This window comes from Pseudomonas saliphila (assembly GCF_008638345.1).
GTDB classification, from domain to species: domain Bacteria; phylum Pseudomonadota; class Gammaproteobacteria; order Pseudomonadales; family Pseudomonadaceae; genus Halopseudomonas; species Halopseudomonas saliphila.
In genome coordinates, this window is record NZ_VTVA01000001.1 from 381,563 (window position 1) to 398,337 (window position 16,775).

Annotated in this window: 20 protein-coding genes; 15 read left to right on the forward strand and 5 right to left on the reverse strand. The window is 62.6% G+C overall.

Annotation, left to right across the window (positions count from 1 at the left end):
• The first annotated feature begins 34 nt into the window (after positions 1-34).
• A complete protein-coding gene (locus FHK95_RS01755) occupies positions 35-466 on the forward strand; it encodes a DNA polymerase III subunit chi (RefSeq protein ID WP_150302858.1) in 432 nt (143 codons plus the stop codon).
• 2 nt (positions 467-468) lie between these two features.
• Complete coding sequence (locus FHK95_RS01760; protein ID WP_150302859.1) at positions 469-990, forward strand: hypothetical protein; 522 nt, start codon at positions 469-471, stop codon at positions 988-990.
• A gap of 221 nt (positions 991-1,211) precedes the next feature.
• Here the strand turns inward: FHK95_RS01760 and FHK95_RS01765 are convergent, their stop codons facing one another.
• The 3 genes from FHK95_RS01765 to FHK95_RS01775 form a co-directional block, all read right to left on the reverse strand.
• The gene (locus tag FHK95_RS01765) at positions 1,212-1,514 is read right to left on the reverse strand and encodes a DUF1330 domain-containing protein (RefSeq protein ID WP_178114679.1); all 303 of its coding nucleotides are present in this window, start codon (positions 1,512-1,514) and stop codon (positions 1,212-1,214) included.
• A gap of 216 nt (positions 1,515-1,730) precedes the next feature.
• Positions 1,731-2,357: a glutathione S-transferase family protein gene (locus FHK95_RS01770; protein WP_150302861.1), complete on the reverse strand. Its 627-nt coding sequence runs from the start codon at positions 2,355-2,357 to the stop codon at positions 1,731-1,733.
• A gap of 88 nt (positions 2,358-2,445) precedes the next feature.
• Positions 2,446-3,687, reverse strand: a complete 1,242-nt coding sequence (locus FHK95_RS01775) for an NAD(P)/FAD-dependent oxidoreductase (RefSeq protein ID WP_150302862.1) — start codon at positions 3,685-3,687, stop codon at positions 2,446-2,448.
• A 156-nt stretch (positions 3,688-3,843) separates the two neighbouring features.
• Between FHK95_RS01775 and FHK95_RS01780 the strand changes: the two genes are divergently transcribed.
• The 8 genes from FHK95_RS01780 to FHK95_RS01815 are packed head-to-tail and all read left to right on the forward strand — an operon-like array spanning position 3,844 to position 10,683.
• Complete coding sequence (locus FHK95_RS01780; RefSeq protein WP_235906683.1) at positions 3,844-4,335, forward strand: Na+/H+ antiporter subunit E; 492 nt, start codon at positions 3,844-3,846, stop codon at positions 4,333-4,335.
• On the forward strand, positions 4,332-4,586 hold the full coding sequence (locus FHK95_RS01785) for a monovalent cation/H+ antiporter complex subunit F (protein ID WP_150302863.1): 255 nt from the start codon (positions 4,332-4,334) through the stop codon (positions 4,584-4,586). The genes FHK95_RS01780 and FHK95_RS01785 overlap by 4 nt, the downstream gene beginning before the upstream one ends.
• Positions 4,579-4,899 (forward strand): monovalent cation/H(+) antiporter subunit G, encoded by a 321-nt coding sequence (mnhG, locus tag FHK95_RS01790; protein ID WP_150302864.1) that lies wholly within the window; start codon positions 4,579-4,581, stop codon positions 4,897-4,899. Before FHK95_RS01785 ends, mnhG begins: the two co-directional genes overlap by 8 nt.
• Positions 4,883-5,797, forward strand: a complete 915-nt coding sequence (locus FHK95_RS01795; RefSeq protein ID WP_235906684.1) for a Na(+)/H(+) antiporter subunit B — start codon at positions 4,883-4,885, stop codon at positions 5,795-5,797. Before mnhG ends, FHK95_RS01795 begins: the two co-directional genes overlap by 17 nt.
• Entirely contained in the window at positions 5,794-6,096 is a 303-nt protein-coding gene (locus tag FHK95_RS01800; RefSeq protein ID WP_150302865.1) for an NADH-quinone oxidoreductase subunit K, read from the forward strand. Before FHK95_RS01795 ends, FHK95_RS01800 begins: the two co-directional genes overlap by 4 nt.
• Entirely contained in the window at positions 6,093-7,517 is a 1,425-nt protein-coding gene (locus FHK95_RS01805; protein ID WP_150302866.1) for a complex I subunit 5 family protein, read from the forward strand. The genes FHK95_RS01800 and FHK95_RS01805 overlap by 4 nt, the downstream gene beginning before the upstream one ends.
• The gene (locus FHK95_RS01810; protein ID WP_150302867.1) at positions 7,514-9,031 is read left to right on the forward strand and encodes a complex I subunit 5 family protein; all 1,518 of its coding nucleotides are present in this window, start codon (positions 7,514-7,516) and stop codon (positions 9,029-9,031) included. The genes FHK95_RS01805 and FHK95_RS01810 overlap by 4 nt, the downstream gene beginning before the upstream one ends.
• Positions 9,028-10,683 (forward strand): complex I subunit 5 family protein, encoded by a 1,656-nt coding sequence (locus FHK95_RS01815; RefSeq protein WP_150302868.1) that lies wholly within the window; start codon positions 9,028-9,030, stop codon positions 10,681-10,683. The genes FHK95_RS01810 and FHK95_RS01815 overlap by 4 nt, the downstream gene beginning before the upstream one ends.
• Before the next feature lie 55 nt (positions 10,684-10,738).
• Here the strand turns inward: FHK95_RS01815 and FHK95_RS01820 are convergent, their stop codons facing one another.
• Positions 10,739-10,966, reverse strand: a complete 228-nt coding sequence (locus tag FHK95_RS01820; RefSeq protein WP_150302869.1) for a hypothetical protein — start codon at positions 10,964-10,966, stop codon at positions 10,739-10,741.
• 239 nt (positions 10,967-11,205) lie between these two features.
• On the opposite strand from FHK95_RS01820, the gene FHK95_RS01825 reads away from it, so the two are divergent.
• Positions 11,206-11,514: a hypothetical protein gene (locus FHK95_RS01825; protein ID WP_150302870.1), complete on the forward strand. Its 309-nt coding sequence runs from the start codon at positions 11,206-11,208 to the stop codon at positions 11,512-11,514.
• Positions 11,515-11,588: 74 nt separating this feature from the next.
• On the opposite strand, the gene FHK95_RS01830 is transcribed toward FHK95_RS01825, so the two are convergent.
• Complete coding sequence (locus FHK95_RS01830; RefSeq protein ID WP_150302871.1) at positions 11,589-12,581, reverse strand: AraC family transcriptional regulator; 993 nt, start codon at positions 12,579-12,581, stop codon at positions 11,589-11,591.
• 101 nt (positions 12,582-12,682) lie between these two features.
• Here FHK95_RS01830 and FHK95_RS01835 point away from each other — a divergent pair, with 101 nt between their 5' ends.
• From FHK95_RS01835 to FHK95_RS01850, 4 genes are read left to right on the forward strand one after another with little or no spacing between them, the layout of a single operon-like run.
• Positions 12,683-14,011, forward strand: coding sequence for a flavin-containing monooxygenase (locus FHK95_RS01835; RefSeq protein ID WP_150302872.1), 1,329 nt, complete (start codon positions 12,683-12,685; stop codon positions 14,009-14,011).
• Between the two features lie 56 nt (positions 14,012-14,067).
• Complete coding sequence (locus tag FHK95_RS01840; RefSeq protein ID WP_150302946.1) at positions 14,068-14,901, forward strand: bile acid:sodium symporter family protein; 834 nt, start codon at positions 14,068-14,070, stop codon at positions 14,899-14,901.
• Complete coding sequence (locus FHK95_RS01845; RefSeq protein WP_150302873.1) at positions 14,894-15,826, forward strand: SDR family oxidoreductase; 933 nt, start codon at positions 14,894-14,896, stop codon at positions 15,824-15,826. The genes FHK95_RS01840 and FHK95_RS01845 overlap by 8 nt, the downstream gene beginning before the upstream one ends.
• A gap of 17 nt (positions 15,827-15,843) precedes the next feature.
• Entirely contained in the window at positions 15,844-16,629 is a 786-nt protein-coding gene (locus tag FHK95_RS01850) for an SDR family NAD(P)-dependent oxidoreductase (protein WP_150302874.1), read from the forward strand.
• Positions 16,630-16,775: the final 146 nt, after the last annotated feature.

Sequence of the window (16,775 nt, forward strand, 5' to 3'; positions counted from 1 at the left end):
AAGGCACATTGTTGATCACCGGACGGCGAGGACTATGACCCGTATCGATTTTTATCTCCTGTCCAGCGACCAACCTGGCGCACGCCTGGATTACGCCTGTCGGTTGGCCCACAAGGCGTGGGGCAAGGGGCACAAGGTGTATCTGCATTGCGCCAGCGAGGAGCAGGCCGCAGAGCTGGATAACCTGCTCTGGTCGTTCCGCGCCGACAGCTTTGTGCCCCACGGACTGCACAGTGACCATCCAGATGAGCCCGTGGTCTGCGGCAGCGGAGACGATCCCTCGCCGCACCACGATCTGCTGATCAATGTCACCGATGCCACACCGCAGTTTTTCAGCCGTTTCAGCCGTCTGGCCGAGATAATCGTCGAGCATGATAGCGTTCGCGTTCCCGCCCGGGACCGCTTTCGCTTCTACCGCGAACGGGGCTATCCTTTAAATTCACACTCAATCCGCGTGGCACCATGACCATGACGCACGATTCCGATGAACCCTCACGCCTGCTGAAGGACCTCGAGTCCATCCGTACGCTGCTGGATGAGCACCCGGAAGTGCATTCCGAGGAGGAGCTCGACCTTTCGGAACTCGACATACCGCTGCTGCAGGATGTATTTATCGAGCCTGGGCCTGAGTCCGCAGAGCCAGCAGAGCCACCCCAAGCACCGACCGAACCCGAGTCGCCGCCCTATCAGCTGACACCGATCGCCGCCGAGCAGTCGGCCAACCCCTTCCTGCCCTACGATTCGCTTGCGCGCCTGGCTCAGGAACGCATCCATCTCGACAAGCTGATGGCCGAGTACCTGCCGCAGCCGGAAGCCACTGAAGAACCGCCTACCGGCGCCAAGGAATTTCGACTGGAGGAACGGTTGCGCTCGGAAGTGCAGATGGTGTTGCAGGATGTAATTGACGACATGATCCCTGCCATCGAAGCCGAACTGCGCAACCGGCTGCGCGGCAAGGTCGAAGAGATCGTGCGCGAACAGTTGAAGTAAAGAACACCCCAGGCAGGCCGCTGACGCGGGGCCTTCTGTGCAGACTGCGTGGTCAGTCGTCCCGTTCGTTCAAGAAGCTCAACCATCTGTCTGCAGCCGCTCTGGCCTCTTCGCTGAACGCCGCTATCTCATCGTCAGTCAAAAGCTTTTCCCCATACATCAACTGCAGCCTGGATATGGCATTTGAACGCGTCAAGGCCAATCAGTGCTCGATACACTCCTTAGCCGAGCTTCGGCGGCAAGCCCTCCACGAAAATCATGCTCGCGCTTGCCGCACGCTGACGCATCGGAATCGTCTCCGCGTACTCCGGCGAGGCGTACCATTTCTTCGCCTGCGCGATCGAATCGAACGCGATGATCACCACTGTTTGCGGACGGAGTATGCCTTCCATGACTTCAAGTTTATCCCCCGAGGCCAACAGTCGCCCGCCGTGCGGCTCGATCGTTGGGAACGCTACGGCCTGATATTCCGCAAAGGCCTCGGCGTCGGTGACGTCGAGGTAGGTGATTACATAGGCTGTCATGGAGCTTTCCTGTCTAGGCCAAGAACGAAGGGATTGTGATCGTCGAGGCCGGATGAGGGCACCAACGGCTGAAGAGGCCGAGCACCCTAGGCGGCTTTCGCTCACTCTCCAGCTCATTTACACCATAGTCGGAGCAGCGACGGTGAATCAATTATCTGGGATCAGCCAGCGTGCCAGGCCCCATTTGGTCCGAACTCAAAGTGATACTGCCTAATCCTAACCTTCCCCCGCCGCAAACGCCTCCGCGATAGTCTGCGGCGCCGTGGGGCGTGAATACATGGTCTTCAGGTAGGCGCTCAGCCTTGGTGCGCTTTCGAGCATCTTCTCTTCGTTGGCCCAGTCCAGTGTGTAGGCGGCATTGAAGTCGGCCACGGTCAGGCGGTCGGCGACGATAAATTCCCGCTGCGCCATGTGGCGCTCCAGTACTGCCACCATTTCCAGGCACTCCTCCCGCGCTTTTTCCACGTCGCCAGGAGAACGCCGCTCTTCCGGATAGATAAAGGTCTGACGGGCGATGCGCCACAGCGGCTGCTCGATTTCCGTCACCAGGAAGAAAATCCATCGATACATCTGGGCTCTGTCTTCCAGCGTCTGCGGAATGAACCCGGCCTCTGGATATTTTTCCGCCAGATAAAGCTGTATGGCAGACGACTCAGTCAACACCAGACTGCCGTCAACCAGTACGGGGACCTTGGCGGCAGGGTTGAGCGCCAGAAAGTCCGGCTGTAAATGCTCACCTTTCATCAGGTCAATCGGGTGCGACTCGTATTCCAGACCCAGCTCATTAAGCAACCAGGTAACGCGTAGCAGGCGGGTTGGGGGTGTGCCGTATAGTTTGATCATTTCAGGCTCCTGTCGATTTGCGGAACGTTGTTTCTTTTCCTGATCTGGTCGAACCCGGGACCGTGAAATCGACACACCCTCCGAAACTCTAGAACCGATCCGCGCGAAATGGCGTCATGTCGATTGGCGTTTGTTCGCCATCCATCATCTGCGCCAGCAGCTCTCCGGTCGCCGGTCCCAGGGTAAAGCCCTGGTGTCCATGCCCGAAGGCCAGCCATAGCCCGGGTTTGTCCGGGGCCGGACCGATCACCGGCTTCATGTCCGGCATGCAGGGCCGTGCGCCCTTCCAGGGCTCGGCGTCGCGTCTTTTGCCGAGCGGGAACAATTCACGCGCGGCGCGTTCAGCGGCCGCGAGCTGCCGGTACTGGGGCGGTGAATCCAGATCCGCCAGCTCGGCCCCTGTCGTCAGGCGAATCCCGGCGCGCATCGGCTCGAGCAGAAAACCTTTCTCGGCATCCATTACCCAGTGGTTGAGGCTGGCGCCCTGCTCCGTCGAGTAATGCATGTGGTAGCCGCGTTTAACGAACAACGGCACATCAATACCGATATCCGAGAGCACCTTGCCTGACCAAGGCCCCATGGCGATCACCACCTGCTCTGCCTCGATCGGCCCTTCGCTGGTCACCACCTGCCAATCAGCGCCCTCATGACGGATTTCCTCGACACTGGCCTGTACCAGGCGACCGCCCTGCTGTTCAAAATGTCGGGCATAGGCCTGCACCAGCGCACCCGGATCCGAGACCATCCACGGCTGGGTCCAGTGAATGGCGCCCACCAGCCCCTTGCCCAGATGCGGCTCCATGGCATACAGCCCGGCGGCGTCGAGCACGTCAAACTCCACGCCGAAACGCCCCTGATCAATACGCGCTTTTTCCAGCCGCTCATCCAGCGCCTTCTGGGTGCGATACAACTCCAGCCAGCCGCCCTTGCGTACCAGTTCGCCCGCACCGGCCGCCTCGATCATCGGCGCGTGCGCGTCCTGGCACCGCATGATCAGCGATGCCCATTCCTTGACGATGCGCTCGTAACGCGCCCCGCCCGAGTTGATCCAGTATTGGAACAGCGGGCCGGCTGCGTGCAGCATGCCGAAGGGCCGATAGCGAATATCCACCTCGTGGTTGGGCAAAACCCGCAACAGCGTACTGAAGTCACGTGGAAACGCATAAGGCCGCACGGCCTCGCGCTGGATGATACCGGCGTTACCAAAAGAGGTTTCACGACCCGGCTCACGACGATCGACCAGCGTCACGCTATGACCGCGACGCACCAGATGCCAGGCCACGGAAACGCCGATCATACCGGCGCCAAGAACGATGATGTTGCGAGACATAGGTTTCTCTCTGTCGTGTAGGGAAGCCATCAACAGGACTATCATGCGAGAGAGTCTAGCAAGCCTTCGCTGCCAGGGGGCATCATCGGATACCGCCCCATTGAGCCGCCTTCAATGGTGACCTAACATGAATCCAATGACACAACGGGAGTTACTGTGCCTTATTCCTGGGCGGATCGCTTTCTGTCACGACGCATGCTGTTCTGGTCGTTGCTGTATGTCGCTCTATGGGGGCTGCTTGCGGGCGGCAAGGGTTGGTATATAGGCATACCCTGTGCATTGGCCGCAGCCATGCTGGCCTGCTGGCTCGGCAACCCAGTCTGGACTTTCCGCCCGCGGGCGGTACCGGGTTTCCTGCTGTTTTTTCTCCGGGCGCTGGTGGCCGGCGGCTGGGATGTCGCTCGCCGGGCAGTGCAACCGCGCATGCCATTGGACCCCGCCTGGGTCAGTTATCCACTCACAGCGCGCGACCCGCGCTCCCGCCTGCTGCTCGCCGCGGCGGTCAGCCTGCTGCCGGGTACGCTGGCCGGCGCCATTGAAGCAGATCATCTGGCACTGCATGTACTCGACCATACGCAGCCCTGGCTAGAGAGCGTGGCTCGCCTTGAGCAACAATTGATGCACGTGCTCGGCGAGGGCCCAGCATGACGCTACTGGCGGTCATCCTGTTACTGAGCATCCTCGCCGGTCTGTGGCGGGTCCTCCACGGACCGACCCGCGCCGATCGTCTGCTGGCCATCCAGTTATTCGGCACCGCCGGTGCCGCGCTGCTCATGCTGATGGCCCACTCCCAGGCCCAGCCGGCACTGCTCGATGCGGCGCTGGTGTTGGCATTGCTGGCAGCGGTGGTGACCGCCGCCCTGGTGCAGCTGCTGCGGAGGCCGCCGAGTGATGACTGATCTTTTGGCCTGGCTGAGCGGCATAGCGCTGGTGTTCGGCTGCTTCTTCTTCGTCGCCGGCACCCTCGGCTTGCTGCGCTTTCCCGACGTCTACAGTCGGCTGCACGCGGTGACCAAGGCCGACACCCTGGGCCTCGGCCTCGTGGTGCTCGGTCTCAGTCTGCGTGCCGAGAGCTGGCATGCGATCGCCATCATGTTTGCGGTCTGGCTGTTGGTGATGGCCTCGAGCACCACCGCCTGCCAACTGCTGGCGCGCTACCAGCGCGAGCAGGATCGGAACCCCGAACAGGAGGACGATGATGCTCTCCCTTGAGCTGCTGTTCGACATTACGTTGAGCGTACTGCTGCTGATTCTCGCCGGCACCGCTCTGCACGTGCGTCACCTGTATACCGGCATAGTTCTGTTCGTCGCCTTCGGGCTGCTGCTGGCAATCACCTGGGCCCGGCTCGGTGCGCCGGATCTGGCGCTGGCCGAGGCGGCGATTGGCGCCGGCCTGACCGGCGTCCTGCTGCTGGCCGCCCTGGCGCGCATCGGGCCGGAGCCGCCACCGCGCAGACCACCCGCTCGAGCACTGTCTGCGGGAGTGCTTGGCGTGCTGGTGCTGATCCTGTTGATCCGCGCCGTACTGCCCCTGGAGCAGGGACCCCAGCCTCTGCCCGGGCTGGTCAGCGCCCATCTCGATACCAGTGGCGTCAGCCATCCGGTGACGGCGGTGCTACTCAACTTCCGCGCCTGGGACACACTGCTGGAACTGGTGGTTTTGCTGCTGGCTGTGCTCGGCGTGCGCCAGCTGCAACCGGCGGGGTATAAACAGGCGCACGCCTGGACCCTGCTGCGCGCCTGGAGTCGGATTCTCGCGCCGTTGAGCGTGATCATCGCCGGCTACCTGTTATGGCGCGGCAGCCACGCGCCCGGCGGAGCCTTTCAGGCTGGCGCGCTGCTGGCTGCTGGAATAGTGCTGCTGCGTCTTGCCGGGCTGCTGCCGGTATTGCGCTGGGATGACTGGCCGATGCGCGCGCTGGTGCTGATGGGCATCGTGGTGTTTCTCGGAATCGCCGCGGCGGGCGCCTGGCTCGGCAGTGGCTGGCTGAACTATCCGCCGCAGTGGTCCGGCAACCTGATCCTCTTGATTGAGGTCGCCGCCACCCTGTCGATTGCCGCCAGTCTGAGCCTGCTGGTCATCGGTGAGCGCGAGGAGCTGGGCACATGAGCAGCACGCTGATCTTTCTCTGTGCAGGCAGCGTCCTCTGGTTGATGGGGTTGCACGGGCTGGCACGCCTGCACCACCCCATACGCCGCATCATGGCGATCAACATCATGGGCAGTGGCACCTTCATGGTCATGATCGCGCTTGCCAACCGCGGCGAACACAGCGACCCGGTATTACATGCGCTGGTAGTGACCGGACTGGTGGTGGCAGTCAGTGCCACCGCCTTCGCGCTGCGTCTGGCGGTGGCAATCAGTGCGCACAAGTCGGGTAAGCAGCAGGCGCCGGAGCCAAACGAATGACCCTGGCGTTGGCAAGTCTGCTGATCCCGCTGGCCACGGCGTTACTCTTGCTTTTCCTGCGCTCGCGAGCCGGCGCCTGGGTGATCATCGCCAGCCTGCTCAGCCTGATTGTCGCCGGTCTGGCGCTGGCCGAGGTGGTCGCACACGGTACCCAGACCCTGGCCATCGGCGGCTGGGACACGCCGCTGGGCATTCGGTTTGAACTGAACCTGCTGAGCGCCCTGCTGTTGACCTTCACCGCACTGGTTCATCTGCTGGTGGCGGTATATGCCGAGCGCAGCCGCCATAGCCAGACCCGCGACACCGATTACTGGCCGCTGTCATGTCTGTTGCACGGCAGCCTCGCCGCGCTGTGGCTGTCCCGCGATCTGTTCAACTGGTACGTCACCCTGGAGCTGCTCGGGCTGGTGGCGGTCGCCATGATCATCATCTCCGGGCCCAAGGCCTACGGGCCGGCGCTGCGTTATCTGCTGCTGTCCCTCGCCGCGTCGCTTTGCTACCTGCTCGGCGTCGCGCTGCTCTACGGCCGGTACGGCGTACTCGACATTGACCTGCTGGCGACCATGATCGACGCCAATCACACAACGCGCCTGGCGCTGCTGTTGATGACTCTCGGACTGATGCTCAAGGCCGCGCTCTGGCCCCTGCATCTATGGCTACCCGCCGCCCATGCGAGTGCGCCAACAGCGGTGAGCGCGCTCCTGTCAGCCCTGGTGGTCAAGGGTCCGCTGTTCATTCTCTGGATGCTGTGGAGCCGGATGGCGCCGGTCGAGGTGGCGCAACCGGCGGGGTTGCTGTTTGCCCTGGCGGGCATCGTCGCGCTGCTGGCTGGCGGCTGGGCGGCGCTGCGTACGCCGTTCCTGAAAACCCTGGTCGCCTATTCCACCGTCGCCCAGCTGGGTTACGCGCTGCTCGCCCTGGGATTGTTATTGCGCTGGCAACAGACCGAGCTGTCCGCGGCGCTGTGGCTGTTCGTGCTGGCCCACGGGCTGGCCAAGGTATCGATGTTCCTCGCCGCCGGGGAAATGCAGGCCACCCTCGGCAGCAAACGGGTCTCCTCGCTCAAGGGCGCCACACAGACCATGCCGATCGCCATGTTCGCCTTCGCCGTGGCCGGTGGCAGCCTGATCGGTCTGCCGCCCAGCGGCGGTTTCGTCGCCAAATGGGTGCTGCTGCAACCGCTGCTGGCGGACCCCGTGCACTGGCCCTGGGCACTGGGCGTACTGCTTGGCACCCTGGCCAGCGCCGCCTATGTCTTTCGGGTAGTTGCCCTGGCCTTCGACAGGGCCGATCCGAATCCGCCCAACTATAACCCCGACGCCTTCGCCCAATGGTTGGCGTTGCTGCCGGCGCTGGTGGTCTGGGGCATGGCGCTGTACAGCGAGCCGCTGATCCTCTGGCTGACGGAGGTGAACCGATGATCACCAGTTGGTCCAGCCTGCTGCCCCTGCTCATCGTGCTCAGCTCGCTGGTGCCCGGCCTGCTGATATTCACCCTGCGTGAGGACCAGAACAGGTTGCGCGTGCTGCTCAACATGACCGGCGTGTTACTCAAGCTGGCGCTGGTCGGGCTGATGCTCTGGGGCGTCGACCGTGGGCTGGAGTTTCGTTTTGCCGTGCCTTTCCTGCCTGGCGGCGGCCTGGTCTTGCAGGGCGATGCGCTGTCTCTGCAATTCGTCAGCCTGTCGTCGGTGCTATGGCTGGCGACCACCATCTATGCCATCGGCTACCTGGAGGACTCGCCGCTGCGCTCGCGCTTCTTCGGGTATTTCAGCCTGTGCGTCAGCGCCACTGTCGGCGTAGCGCTGGCCGGGAATCTGGTGACCTTTCTACTGTTCTACGAATTGCTGACGCTGACTACCTTCCCGCTGGTGGTGCACCGCGGCACCCCGCAAGCATTGCGGGCCGGACGTGTCTATCTGACCTATACCCTGGGCGGCGGCGCCCTGTTATTGATGGGCGTGGCCTTGCTGCACAGCCTGACCGGCAGTCCGGATTTCGTTACCGGCGGCTACCTGCAACCCATGCTGGAAGCACACAGCACCAGCCTGATTGTCGCCTTTGCACTGATGATCGCCGGGCTCGGCGTCAAGGCGGCGTTACTGCCGCTGCATGGCTGGCTACCGCAGGCGATGATCGCGCCCGCACCGGTCAGCGCCTTGTTGCACGCGGTGGCGGTGGTCAAGGCCGGCGCCTTCGGCATCGTGCGGGTGGTATATGACGTCTACGGCGTGGAACCGGTGCAGGCACTGGGGTTGAACGTGCCGCTGCTGGCGCTGACGGCGGCCACCATCATCTACGGATCGCTCAAGGCCCTGCAGCAGCAGGAGCTGAAAAAACGCCTGGCCTACTCCACCATCAGCCAGGTGTCCTACATCACCATGGGGGTCGCGTTGATGGGACCAATTGCCGGTGTCGGTGCCCTGGCGCACCTGGTACATCAGGGCCTGATGAAGGTCACGCTGTTCTATTGCGCAGGCATCTTCGCCGAGACCCTGGGCGTGCACCGGATCCGGGAGATGGACGGCATTGGCCGGCGCATGCCCTTGACTATGGCCGCCTTCACCCTCTGCGCCTTGGGCATGATTGGTGTGCCGCCGACTGCCGGCTTTATCAGCAAGTGGTATCTCGGTCTGGGCGCGCTGGAAGCTGGCTGGGACATCGCACTGCTGGTGCTGGTCATATCCGGTCTGTTGAATGCCGCCTACTTCCTGCCGCTGATCTACCGCGGCTGGTTTGCCCGCCCTCCGGCCGAATGGCCCGAGGAACGCTCGCTTGGCACCGGCCGCCCCGGCCTGGGCGAGACGCACTGGATGCTGCTGGTCCCGGTATTATTCACCGCGCTGCTGGCATTACTCGCCGGCATATTGGCCGGCACCGGCTTCAGCCCGCTGAGCTGGAGTGAGCTGATCATCAACCGCGAGTTCAACCTGTGAGCCCGCTGCTGTGGCTACTGGTGCCAGGCGCGCCGCTCATCGCCGCGCTGCTGGTATGGCGCCAGCCACGCCAGGCCGGCAGCTGGCTCTGGTTAAGCTGCCTGCCGGCTTTGCTGTTCAGCCTCTGGCCGCCGCAGGCACTGGCGATCTCGACCCTCTGGCCGGGGGCCGAATGGGCGCTGGATGATCAGCTCGGCCGCGCCTGGCTCGGCTTCACCGCCCTGCTCTGGGCTTGCTCGACCCGCTTTGCAGTGGGCGATCTGAGGGACGACAACCACCGGCAGCGATTCTGGATCTTTTGGCTGCTGTCGCTGGCCGGCAACCTGCAGCTGGTCATCGCTCAGGATGCAGGCAGCTTCTATGTCGGCTTTACCCTCATGAGTCTGTCTGCCTACGGCCTGGTCGTTCACCTGCGCGGCCCAGCCCCGCGCCAGGCCGGGAGGCTTTACCTGCAACTGGCGGTGCTCGGCGAGATGCTGCTCTATGCCGGCATAATGCTGCGTATTCACGAGGCCGATGGTGCGTTGGATCTGAATGCCTGGCAAAACGCGCCGACCAGCACCCTGACCGCCACGCTATTGCTGGTCGGTTTTGGTCTCAAGGCTGGCTTCTGGCCGCTGCATGTCTGGTTGCCGCTGGCCCACCCGGCCGCGCCCGCCGCAGCCAGTGCAGTGCTCTCAGGGGCAATGCTCAAGGCAGGCATCCTCGGCCTGTGGCGCTTCCTGCCAACTGAGGATCCGCTACTACAAGGCTGGGCTCCCGTTTTGCTGGCGATCGGCGCATTCAGCGCGTTTTACGGCGTGCTGCTCGGATTGCTGCAAACACGAACCAAAACCGTGCTGGCCTATTCATCGGTCAGCCAGATGGGCTATCTGCTGGCCATACTCGCGCTGGCCTGGCAGCAACCGGAATACCGAACCGCGGCGGCCACCTTGCTCGCCATTTACGGCGTGCATCACGGCCTGGCCAAGGGCGCGCTGTTCATGGGCGCCGGACTCAGTGCCCATAACCGGCTAGGACCGGTGCATTGGCTACTGATGGCGGTGCCCGCGCTGGCCCTGGCCGGACTGCCGCTGACCAGCGGCGCGGCGGTCAAGGCGCTGCTCAAGGACGGCGTCGATGCCAGCGCCGTGGCGGATTGGATGCCGCTACTCACCGCCGGTTCGCTCGGCACCACCTTGCTGGTACTGCGTGCCCTGTGGCTGATGCGCGCAAGTCAGCAGCAGAACGAATCGCTACCGCCAGCGCCCGCCGGCCAAATGCTTCCCTGGGCACTGCTCTGCCTGATGCCGATCACCTTGCCGTGGCTATGGCCGCCACTGCGCGGCGCCATGCTCGATAGCCTGCCGCTGTACGCCATCTGGGCGTCGCTATGGCCGGTACTGGCCGCCACCGCCCTCGCCGCTCTGATACTCAAGATCGGCTGGCAGATCCCCCCGACGCTGACCCGCCTACCGAATCCGGCACTGATCGCTTCGCTACGCCTGAAACGCCTGCTGCAACGCCCGCCTCTACCGCCCACCGAACCCCATGTGGACAGCGACCGGTGGCGTCGCTATGAGCGCCAGTGGAATCGCCTGTGGCAACCCGGCACCGTCGCCCTCAGCGCCTGGATCATTGGCGTGCTGCTGATGCTGGGTTGGCTGTGGTGACCTTGCGAAGGCTGATGAAACAGCCTAAACGGCTCGAGCCGTTAATCGTGACTTGCTACTGAAATTTGCGTGTATAAGCGTCCCAAACGTTAACGGATATGAAACCGCTGAGCCCTTTCCCCGAGCGCGCGAGACGATGCATCGTCGCAATGGCGGAAGCGCCAGCGCTGTCGTCGGTGTACTCGTATTTCCAACCGTTGTTGAATTGCACAACTATGGCCCCTGGTGAGAGCTCGTAGGCAAGCACACCTGAATTTCCACTCAGATTTTTATAGCGGTTCATTGGCGTCTCCCCGAGAGCAACAACCCATTTACCGAGGATAGGCAATTCATTGGGACAATGAAAAATCACGGCAGCTAGAAACACATAACCCACGCCCCAATCCGACGCGCACGTCTGCATCCGGAAATTGATGTTAATCTCACCCCGGTTTCAGCAGGCCAGCAGATGATAATAGCGCTGCGCTTGAAATAGGCCGTTAGCCAGTTGGTACGGACGGTCCTCTACCAGGAAGGTATGCAATGAATACACTGAAATTGGCACTGATAGTCGGGATGGCTTCGCTGTTGGCCGCGTGCGGCGATCCATCGCTGGATACGTCTTCGCCTGCAAACGCTGAGGCGAGCATGAACAGGATGATGGAAGATCTGTCGCCGGAGGAGCGTAATAAACTCGGCAGGAATCTGGCGTCTATTACTCTGCATTACGCACTGAATCCGCCGGACGGCTTGAGCCTCAATAGCATGATGGAAGCCGAAGCACGTATAAACAAAGAGCTGGATGGCAAGACATACAAAGAGATCGATAAGCTCGCTAGCGATCTTAGATAGCCCTCCTGCTTACCAGGAAGCGGTGCTTCCTGGTAGCGCTTGACGCTCTGCCCTCTGTTCAGCCTGCCATTTATTCAGCTGAGCGCCACGTTGCCACCAGCCGTATCGCGATAACGCGCCGGCGTAACGCCCTGCCAGCGGCGGAACGCACGCACGAAGGCGCCCTCATCCGAAAAGCCCAGTCGCTCAGCGATCTCCGCAACCCGTTGTTCTCCGCGCAGCGCCCGGCAAGCCATCTGCTGCAACACGCTTTCGCGCAGACTCTTGAACGACAGCCCTTCCTCCGCGAGACGGCGGTTGAGATGCCGGCCGCTCAGCTCCAGTTCACCTGCTACGCGCTCCTTGCCCCAGCGGGGATGCTGCCGCACCAGGCGTTGCACCTCGGCCGTCAGACTGTGCTGGCCGAGCGCAGCCAGGGTCTGATCGGCCAGTTGGCGCAGGTGTTCACGCAGCGAACTGTTGGCCTGAATCAGTGGCAGATGGAGCTGCTGCGCCGCAAACCCGAGGCTGTTATGCGCCGCGTCAAAATGCAGCGGACAGTCGATCAGTTGCGCATAGTCATCCAGCCCGGTAAGCGGCGCATGGCTGAGCCAGAGGCCGGCGGCACGGAAGCGCCCACCGGTGGACCAGCGCGTGAGGTTGAGCTGGCTGGCAAGCACCGCCTCCACCCGCTCGGCCTGGCGTACGGAATAGTCCGGCAGATAATCGATGAATACCCGCTCGCCGGCGTGGCGCACGCTGAACTCACCGCCGTCACCGATCACCGGGGCATATTCGACCAATTCGTCCAGCGCCTCGCCAAGCGTGTCGGAGGTCACCAGCAGCATGCCGGCACTGTCCAGATGACCAATCTGCATTTCCAGCCCCAGACGCAGCCCGGCCAGAGGGTCAGCGCTGGCGGCACAAAAGGCTTCCCACAGCGCGTCCTGCCGGACCAGTGGTACGCGCTGGTCCGGGCGCAGTTCTGCCAGCAATTCTCGGGGTAGCGTCAGACCCTGACGTTCGGCGGCCTGCACGATCGCCTGGCTGTATAGCGGCGTGACGCTGTGTTCGGAAATGTCGCCCATGGCCTGAATTGCCGGTCCTTTGTCCTGTTTGGTGCGATACGCCTCGCAGCGCATCCCTTAGACTGGCAAGCATAACAACAAAGACTTCCGAGGTAGCACCCATGTACGCCGTGATTGGCGCAGGTCCGATGGGCCTGGCCGCAGCCCGTAACCTTCAGAAACTCGGCATCCCCTTCACCGGGTTCGACCTGCACAGCGATGTGGGCGGTTTGTGGGACATCGATAACCCACACAGCACCATGTACGAGACCGCGCACCTGATCTCATCCAAGCGCATGACGGAGTTCAAAGAATTCCCGATGGCGGATGACGTCGCGCCCTATCCACACCACCGCGCGCTGAAGACCTATTTCCAGGATTTCGCCAGCCAGTTTGATCTGCGCCGCCATTATGAATTCAGCACCCGGGTGCTCAGCGTCGAACCCGCCGGCGCGCAATGGAAGGTCACCACCGAGCATGACGGCCAACAGCAATCGCGCCTGTTCGATGGCGTACTGATTGCCAACGGTACGCTGCACAAGCCGAACATGCCGACACTGCCCGGCGAATTCAGCGGCGAGCTGATGCATTCCTGTGATTACCGCACGCCCGATGTATTCAAGGGCAAGCGAGTGTTGATTGTCGGCTGTGGCAACTCCGGCGCCGACATCGCCGTGGATGCCGTTCACCACGCGCAATCGGTGGACATCAGCCTGCGCCGCGGCTACTACTTCGTGCCCAAGTTCATCAAGGGCCGGCCGGTCGACACCCTCGGCGGTAAGGTCAAGCTGCCGCGTGCGCTCAAGCAACGCATCGATGGCGCGATGATCCGCCTGGTCATCGGCAAGCCCTCGGACTACGGCCTGCCCAATCCGGACTACCGGTTGTATGAGTCCCACCCGGTGATCAACTCGCTGATCCTGCATCACCTCGGTCACGGGGATATCCATGCGCGCCGCGATATCAGCAAGGTCAGCGGCAAACAGGTCACCTTCGCCGACGGCCAGAGCAAGGAGTACGACCTGATCCTGATGTCCACCGGCTACCTGCTGGATTACCCTTTCATTGAGCGCCAGCACTTGAACTGGCCAGCCGAGCAGGACGCGCCGCAGCTGTATATGAATGTATTCCATCCCGAGCACGACAACCTGTTCATGATGGGCATGATCGAGGCCGCGGGGCTCGGCTGGGAGGGCCGTAATCAGCAAGCGCGCCTGGTAGCGCTGTATATCCGCCAGCGCCAGCAAAACGCGGAGGCTGCCAAAACGTTCGACAAGATTAAAAACGAGCGCGCGGGCGTGACGCTCGATGGCGGTTACGATTACATCAAGCTGGCGCGCATGGCCTATTACGTGAACAAGGATGAATACCTGAAGACGCTGGCTGAGCACATAACCGCACTGCAAAGTGGACTCAGCGTGGACGAAGCCAAGCCGGTGCCCGCAGCGTGAGCGGTGCATTACCGATCCAGTTCGACCCGGCCAGCCTGATCCTGCTCAACGTCATCATGGCGTGCATGATGTTCGGCGTATCCTTGAGCCTGAGGCTGGAGGATTTCAAGCGCATCGCTATGGCACCCGTCGCACCTCTGGCCGGGCTGTTCGCCCAGTTCCTGTTGCTGCCGCTGGCGACCTGCCTGTTCACCTGGGCGCTGCGGATCGATGCCGAACTGGCGCTGGGGATGATTCTGGTGGCGTCGTGCCCGGGCGGTAGTTTCTCCAACATCATGACCTGGCTGGCCCGCGGCAACGTCGCGGTGTCGGTCAGCATGACCGCGGTGTCCAGCCTGGCCGCCACGGTGCTGACACCGCTGAATTTCGCCTTCTATGGCTGGCTCAATCCGCACACCCGCGAATACCTGACGCACATCACCCTGGAGCCAGGCGGCATTCTGTTGCTGGTGTTGCTGGTACTGGCGCTGCCCCTGGTGCTCGGGATGACGATCGGACGCCGATTGCCCGGCCTGGTCGCCCGCAGCGAAAAGCCCCTGCGCATTATCTCGTTGCTGGTGTTTCTGGGCTTCGTCGCGATCGCCTTCACCAACAATTTCGGCCTGTTCCTCGAGCGTTTCCACAGTTTCTTCTGGCTGGTAGCCGCGCATAACCTGCTGGCGCTGTCGCTGGGTTACAGCATGGGGTTGCTGCTCAAGCTACCCGTGGCCGACCGCCGGGCGGTGACCATGGAAGTCGGCATCCAGAACTCGGGGCTGGGTCTGGTCATCCTGTTCACCTTTTTCCCCGAAGCCGGCGGCATGATGCTGATCACCGCCTTCTGGGGCGTCTGGCATCTGGTGTCGGGCATCACTCTTTCACACATCTGGGCGCGGACCGCACATGACTAAACGCATACTGATCACCGGCGCGGCCGGCTATATCGGTCATCAGCTGGGCAATCGCCTGGCCGAGCACTTTGCGGTGACCGGCACGGATTTACGCACACGTGACGACCTGCGCTTTGCGCTGGAAATCGCCGATGTGCGTGAACACAACCTGGCCGACCTGATGAAACGCGCACAGATCACCCACGTGGTGCATCTGGCCTCGGTGCTCCAGGCCTCCCCGGACCGCGCCCGTGATTACGACATCGACGTCAACGGCACCCGCAACGTGCTCGAGTGCTGCATCAAGGCCGGCGTGCAACACCTGACCGTTACCAGCTCCGGCGCCGCCTATGGTTACCACGCGGACAACCCGGCCTGGATCGACGAACAGGACGCCCTACGCGGCAATCCCGAATTTGCCTACTCAGACCACAAGCGGCAGATAGAAGAGATGCTCGCCGATTACCGTCTGCGCCATCCACACCTGCAGCAATTGATCTTCCGCCCCGGCACCGTGCTGGGCACCGAGACGCGCAATCAGATCACCAGCCTGTTCATGGCCCCGCGCATCCTCGCGCTCAAGGGCAGCGATTCGCCCTTCGTGTTCATCTGGGATCAGGATGTGATCGGCGCGATGGAAATGGGCATCAGCCAGGACAAGACCGGCATTTTCAACATGGCCGGTGATGGCGCGCTGACCATGCAGGAAATTGCACACCGCCTGAACAAGCCGTTATTGACCTTGCCGGTATGGCTGGTCAAAGCCGGGCTACAGATTGCAAAATGGCGCGGCAAGCCAACCGGGCCAGAGCAGGTCAACTTCCTGCGCTACCGCCCGGTACTCAGCAATCGGCGCTTGAAGGAGGAATTCGGGTATCCGTTGGCCAAGACATCCGCCGAAACCTTCGAGTATTTCGTCGAGTGCAATGGGTTGCGCAAACCCTGATACGGAGAGAACAGCCCATGCACGTCACCCTGAACACCGGCGCCGCCTCCGGCCTCGGCTGGGCCATGGCGCGCCACTGGTTTGCCGCTGGACACAGTCTGGTGCTGGCCGACATTGACGCAGAAGGCCTGGCCGCCCGCGCCGAAGAACTGGGCGACCCGGAGCGGGTGCTAACCGTCACCGCGGATATTACCCAGGCAGCCGACATCTGCTTTCTGATCGATGAGGTACGTTATTGCTTCGGCCGGCTCGATTTGCTGGTTAACAATGCCGGCATCACCCACCGCTCCCCGGCCCATCAGACCCACCCGGACGTCTTTCGCAAGGTCATGGCGGTGGACTGGCAAGGCCCGGTGGAGCTGACCATGGCCGCGCTACCGCTACTACGCGAATCGGGCGGCTCGATCGTCTGCATCGGCTCGATGGCCGGCTGGATGCCGGTGCCCGGCCGCGCTGCCTATTGCGCCGCCAAAAGCGCGCTGACGCAGTTCTTCGAGGTGCTACGCCTGGAGCTGGAGCCTGATGGCATCCACATACTCATGGCCTACCCGAGCTTTCTCGACACGCCGATCGAACATCACGCCCTGGGGCGCGATGGCAAGGTCGCCAAGCACCCGCGCTCGATGGTCGGCGGCATGCGCAGCGCCGAATGGATGGCCAAACTGATCGATGACGGACTACAGCGGCGCAAGCGCTGGATACTGCCTGAACCGGTCTCGCGATTCGGCAGTCTGCTCTGGCGCATCGCGCCATCGCTGTACCTGCGCCAGGTGCGTAAGCGCTTCGCCGGGGAGTTGCGCTAACGTCATGCCACGATCCAACACCCCTCCCTGGGAAGGTCGAGTTCCATCTCGACCAACGGCGTCTCGGCTCACACTTTTGTCGAGATGGAACTCGACACTCCCAGTTCACACCTCCCCTGGACGACCGGGCTCCATCTCAGCCTCCC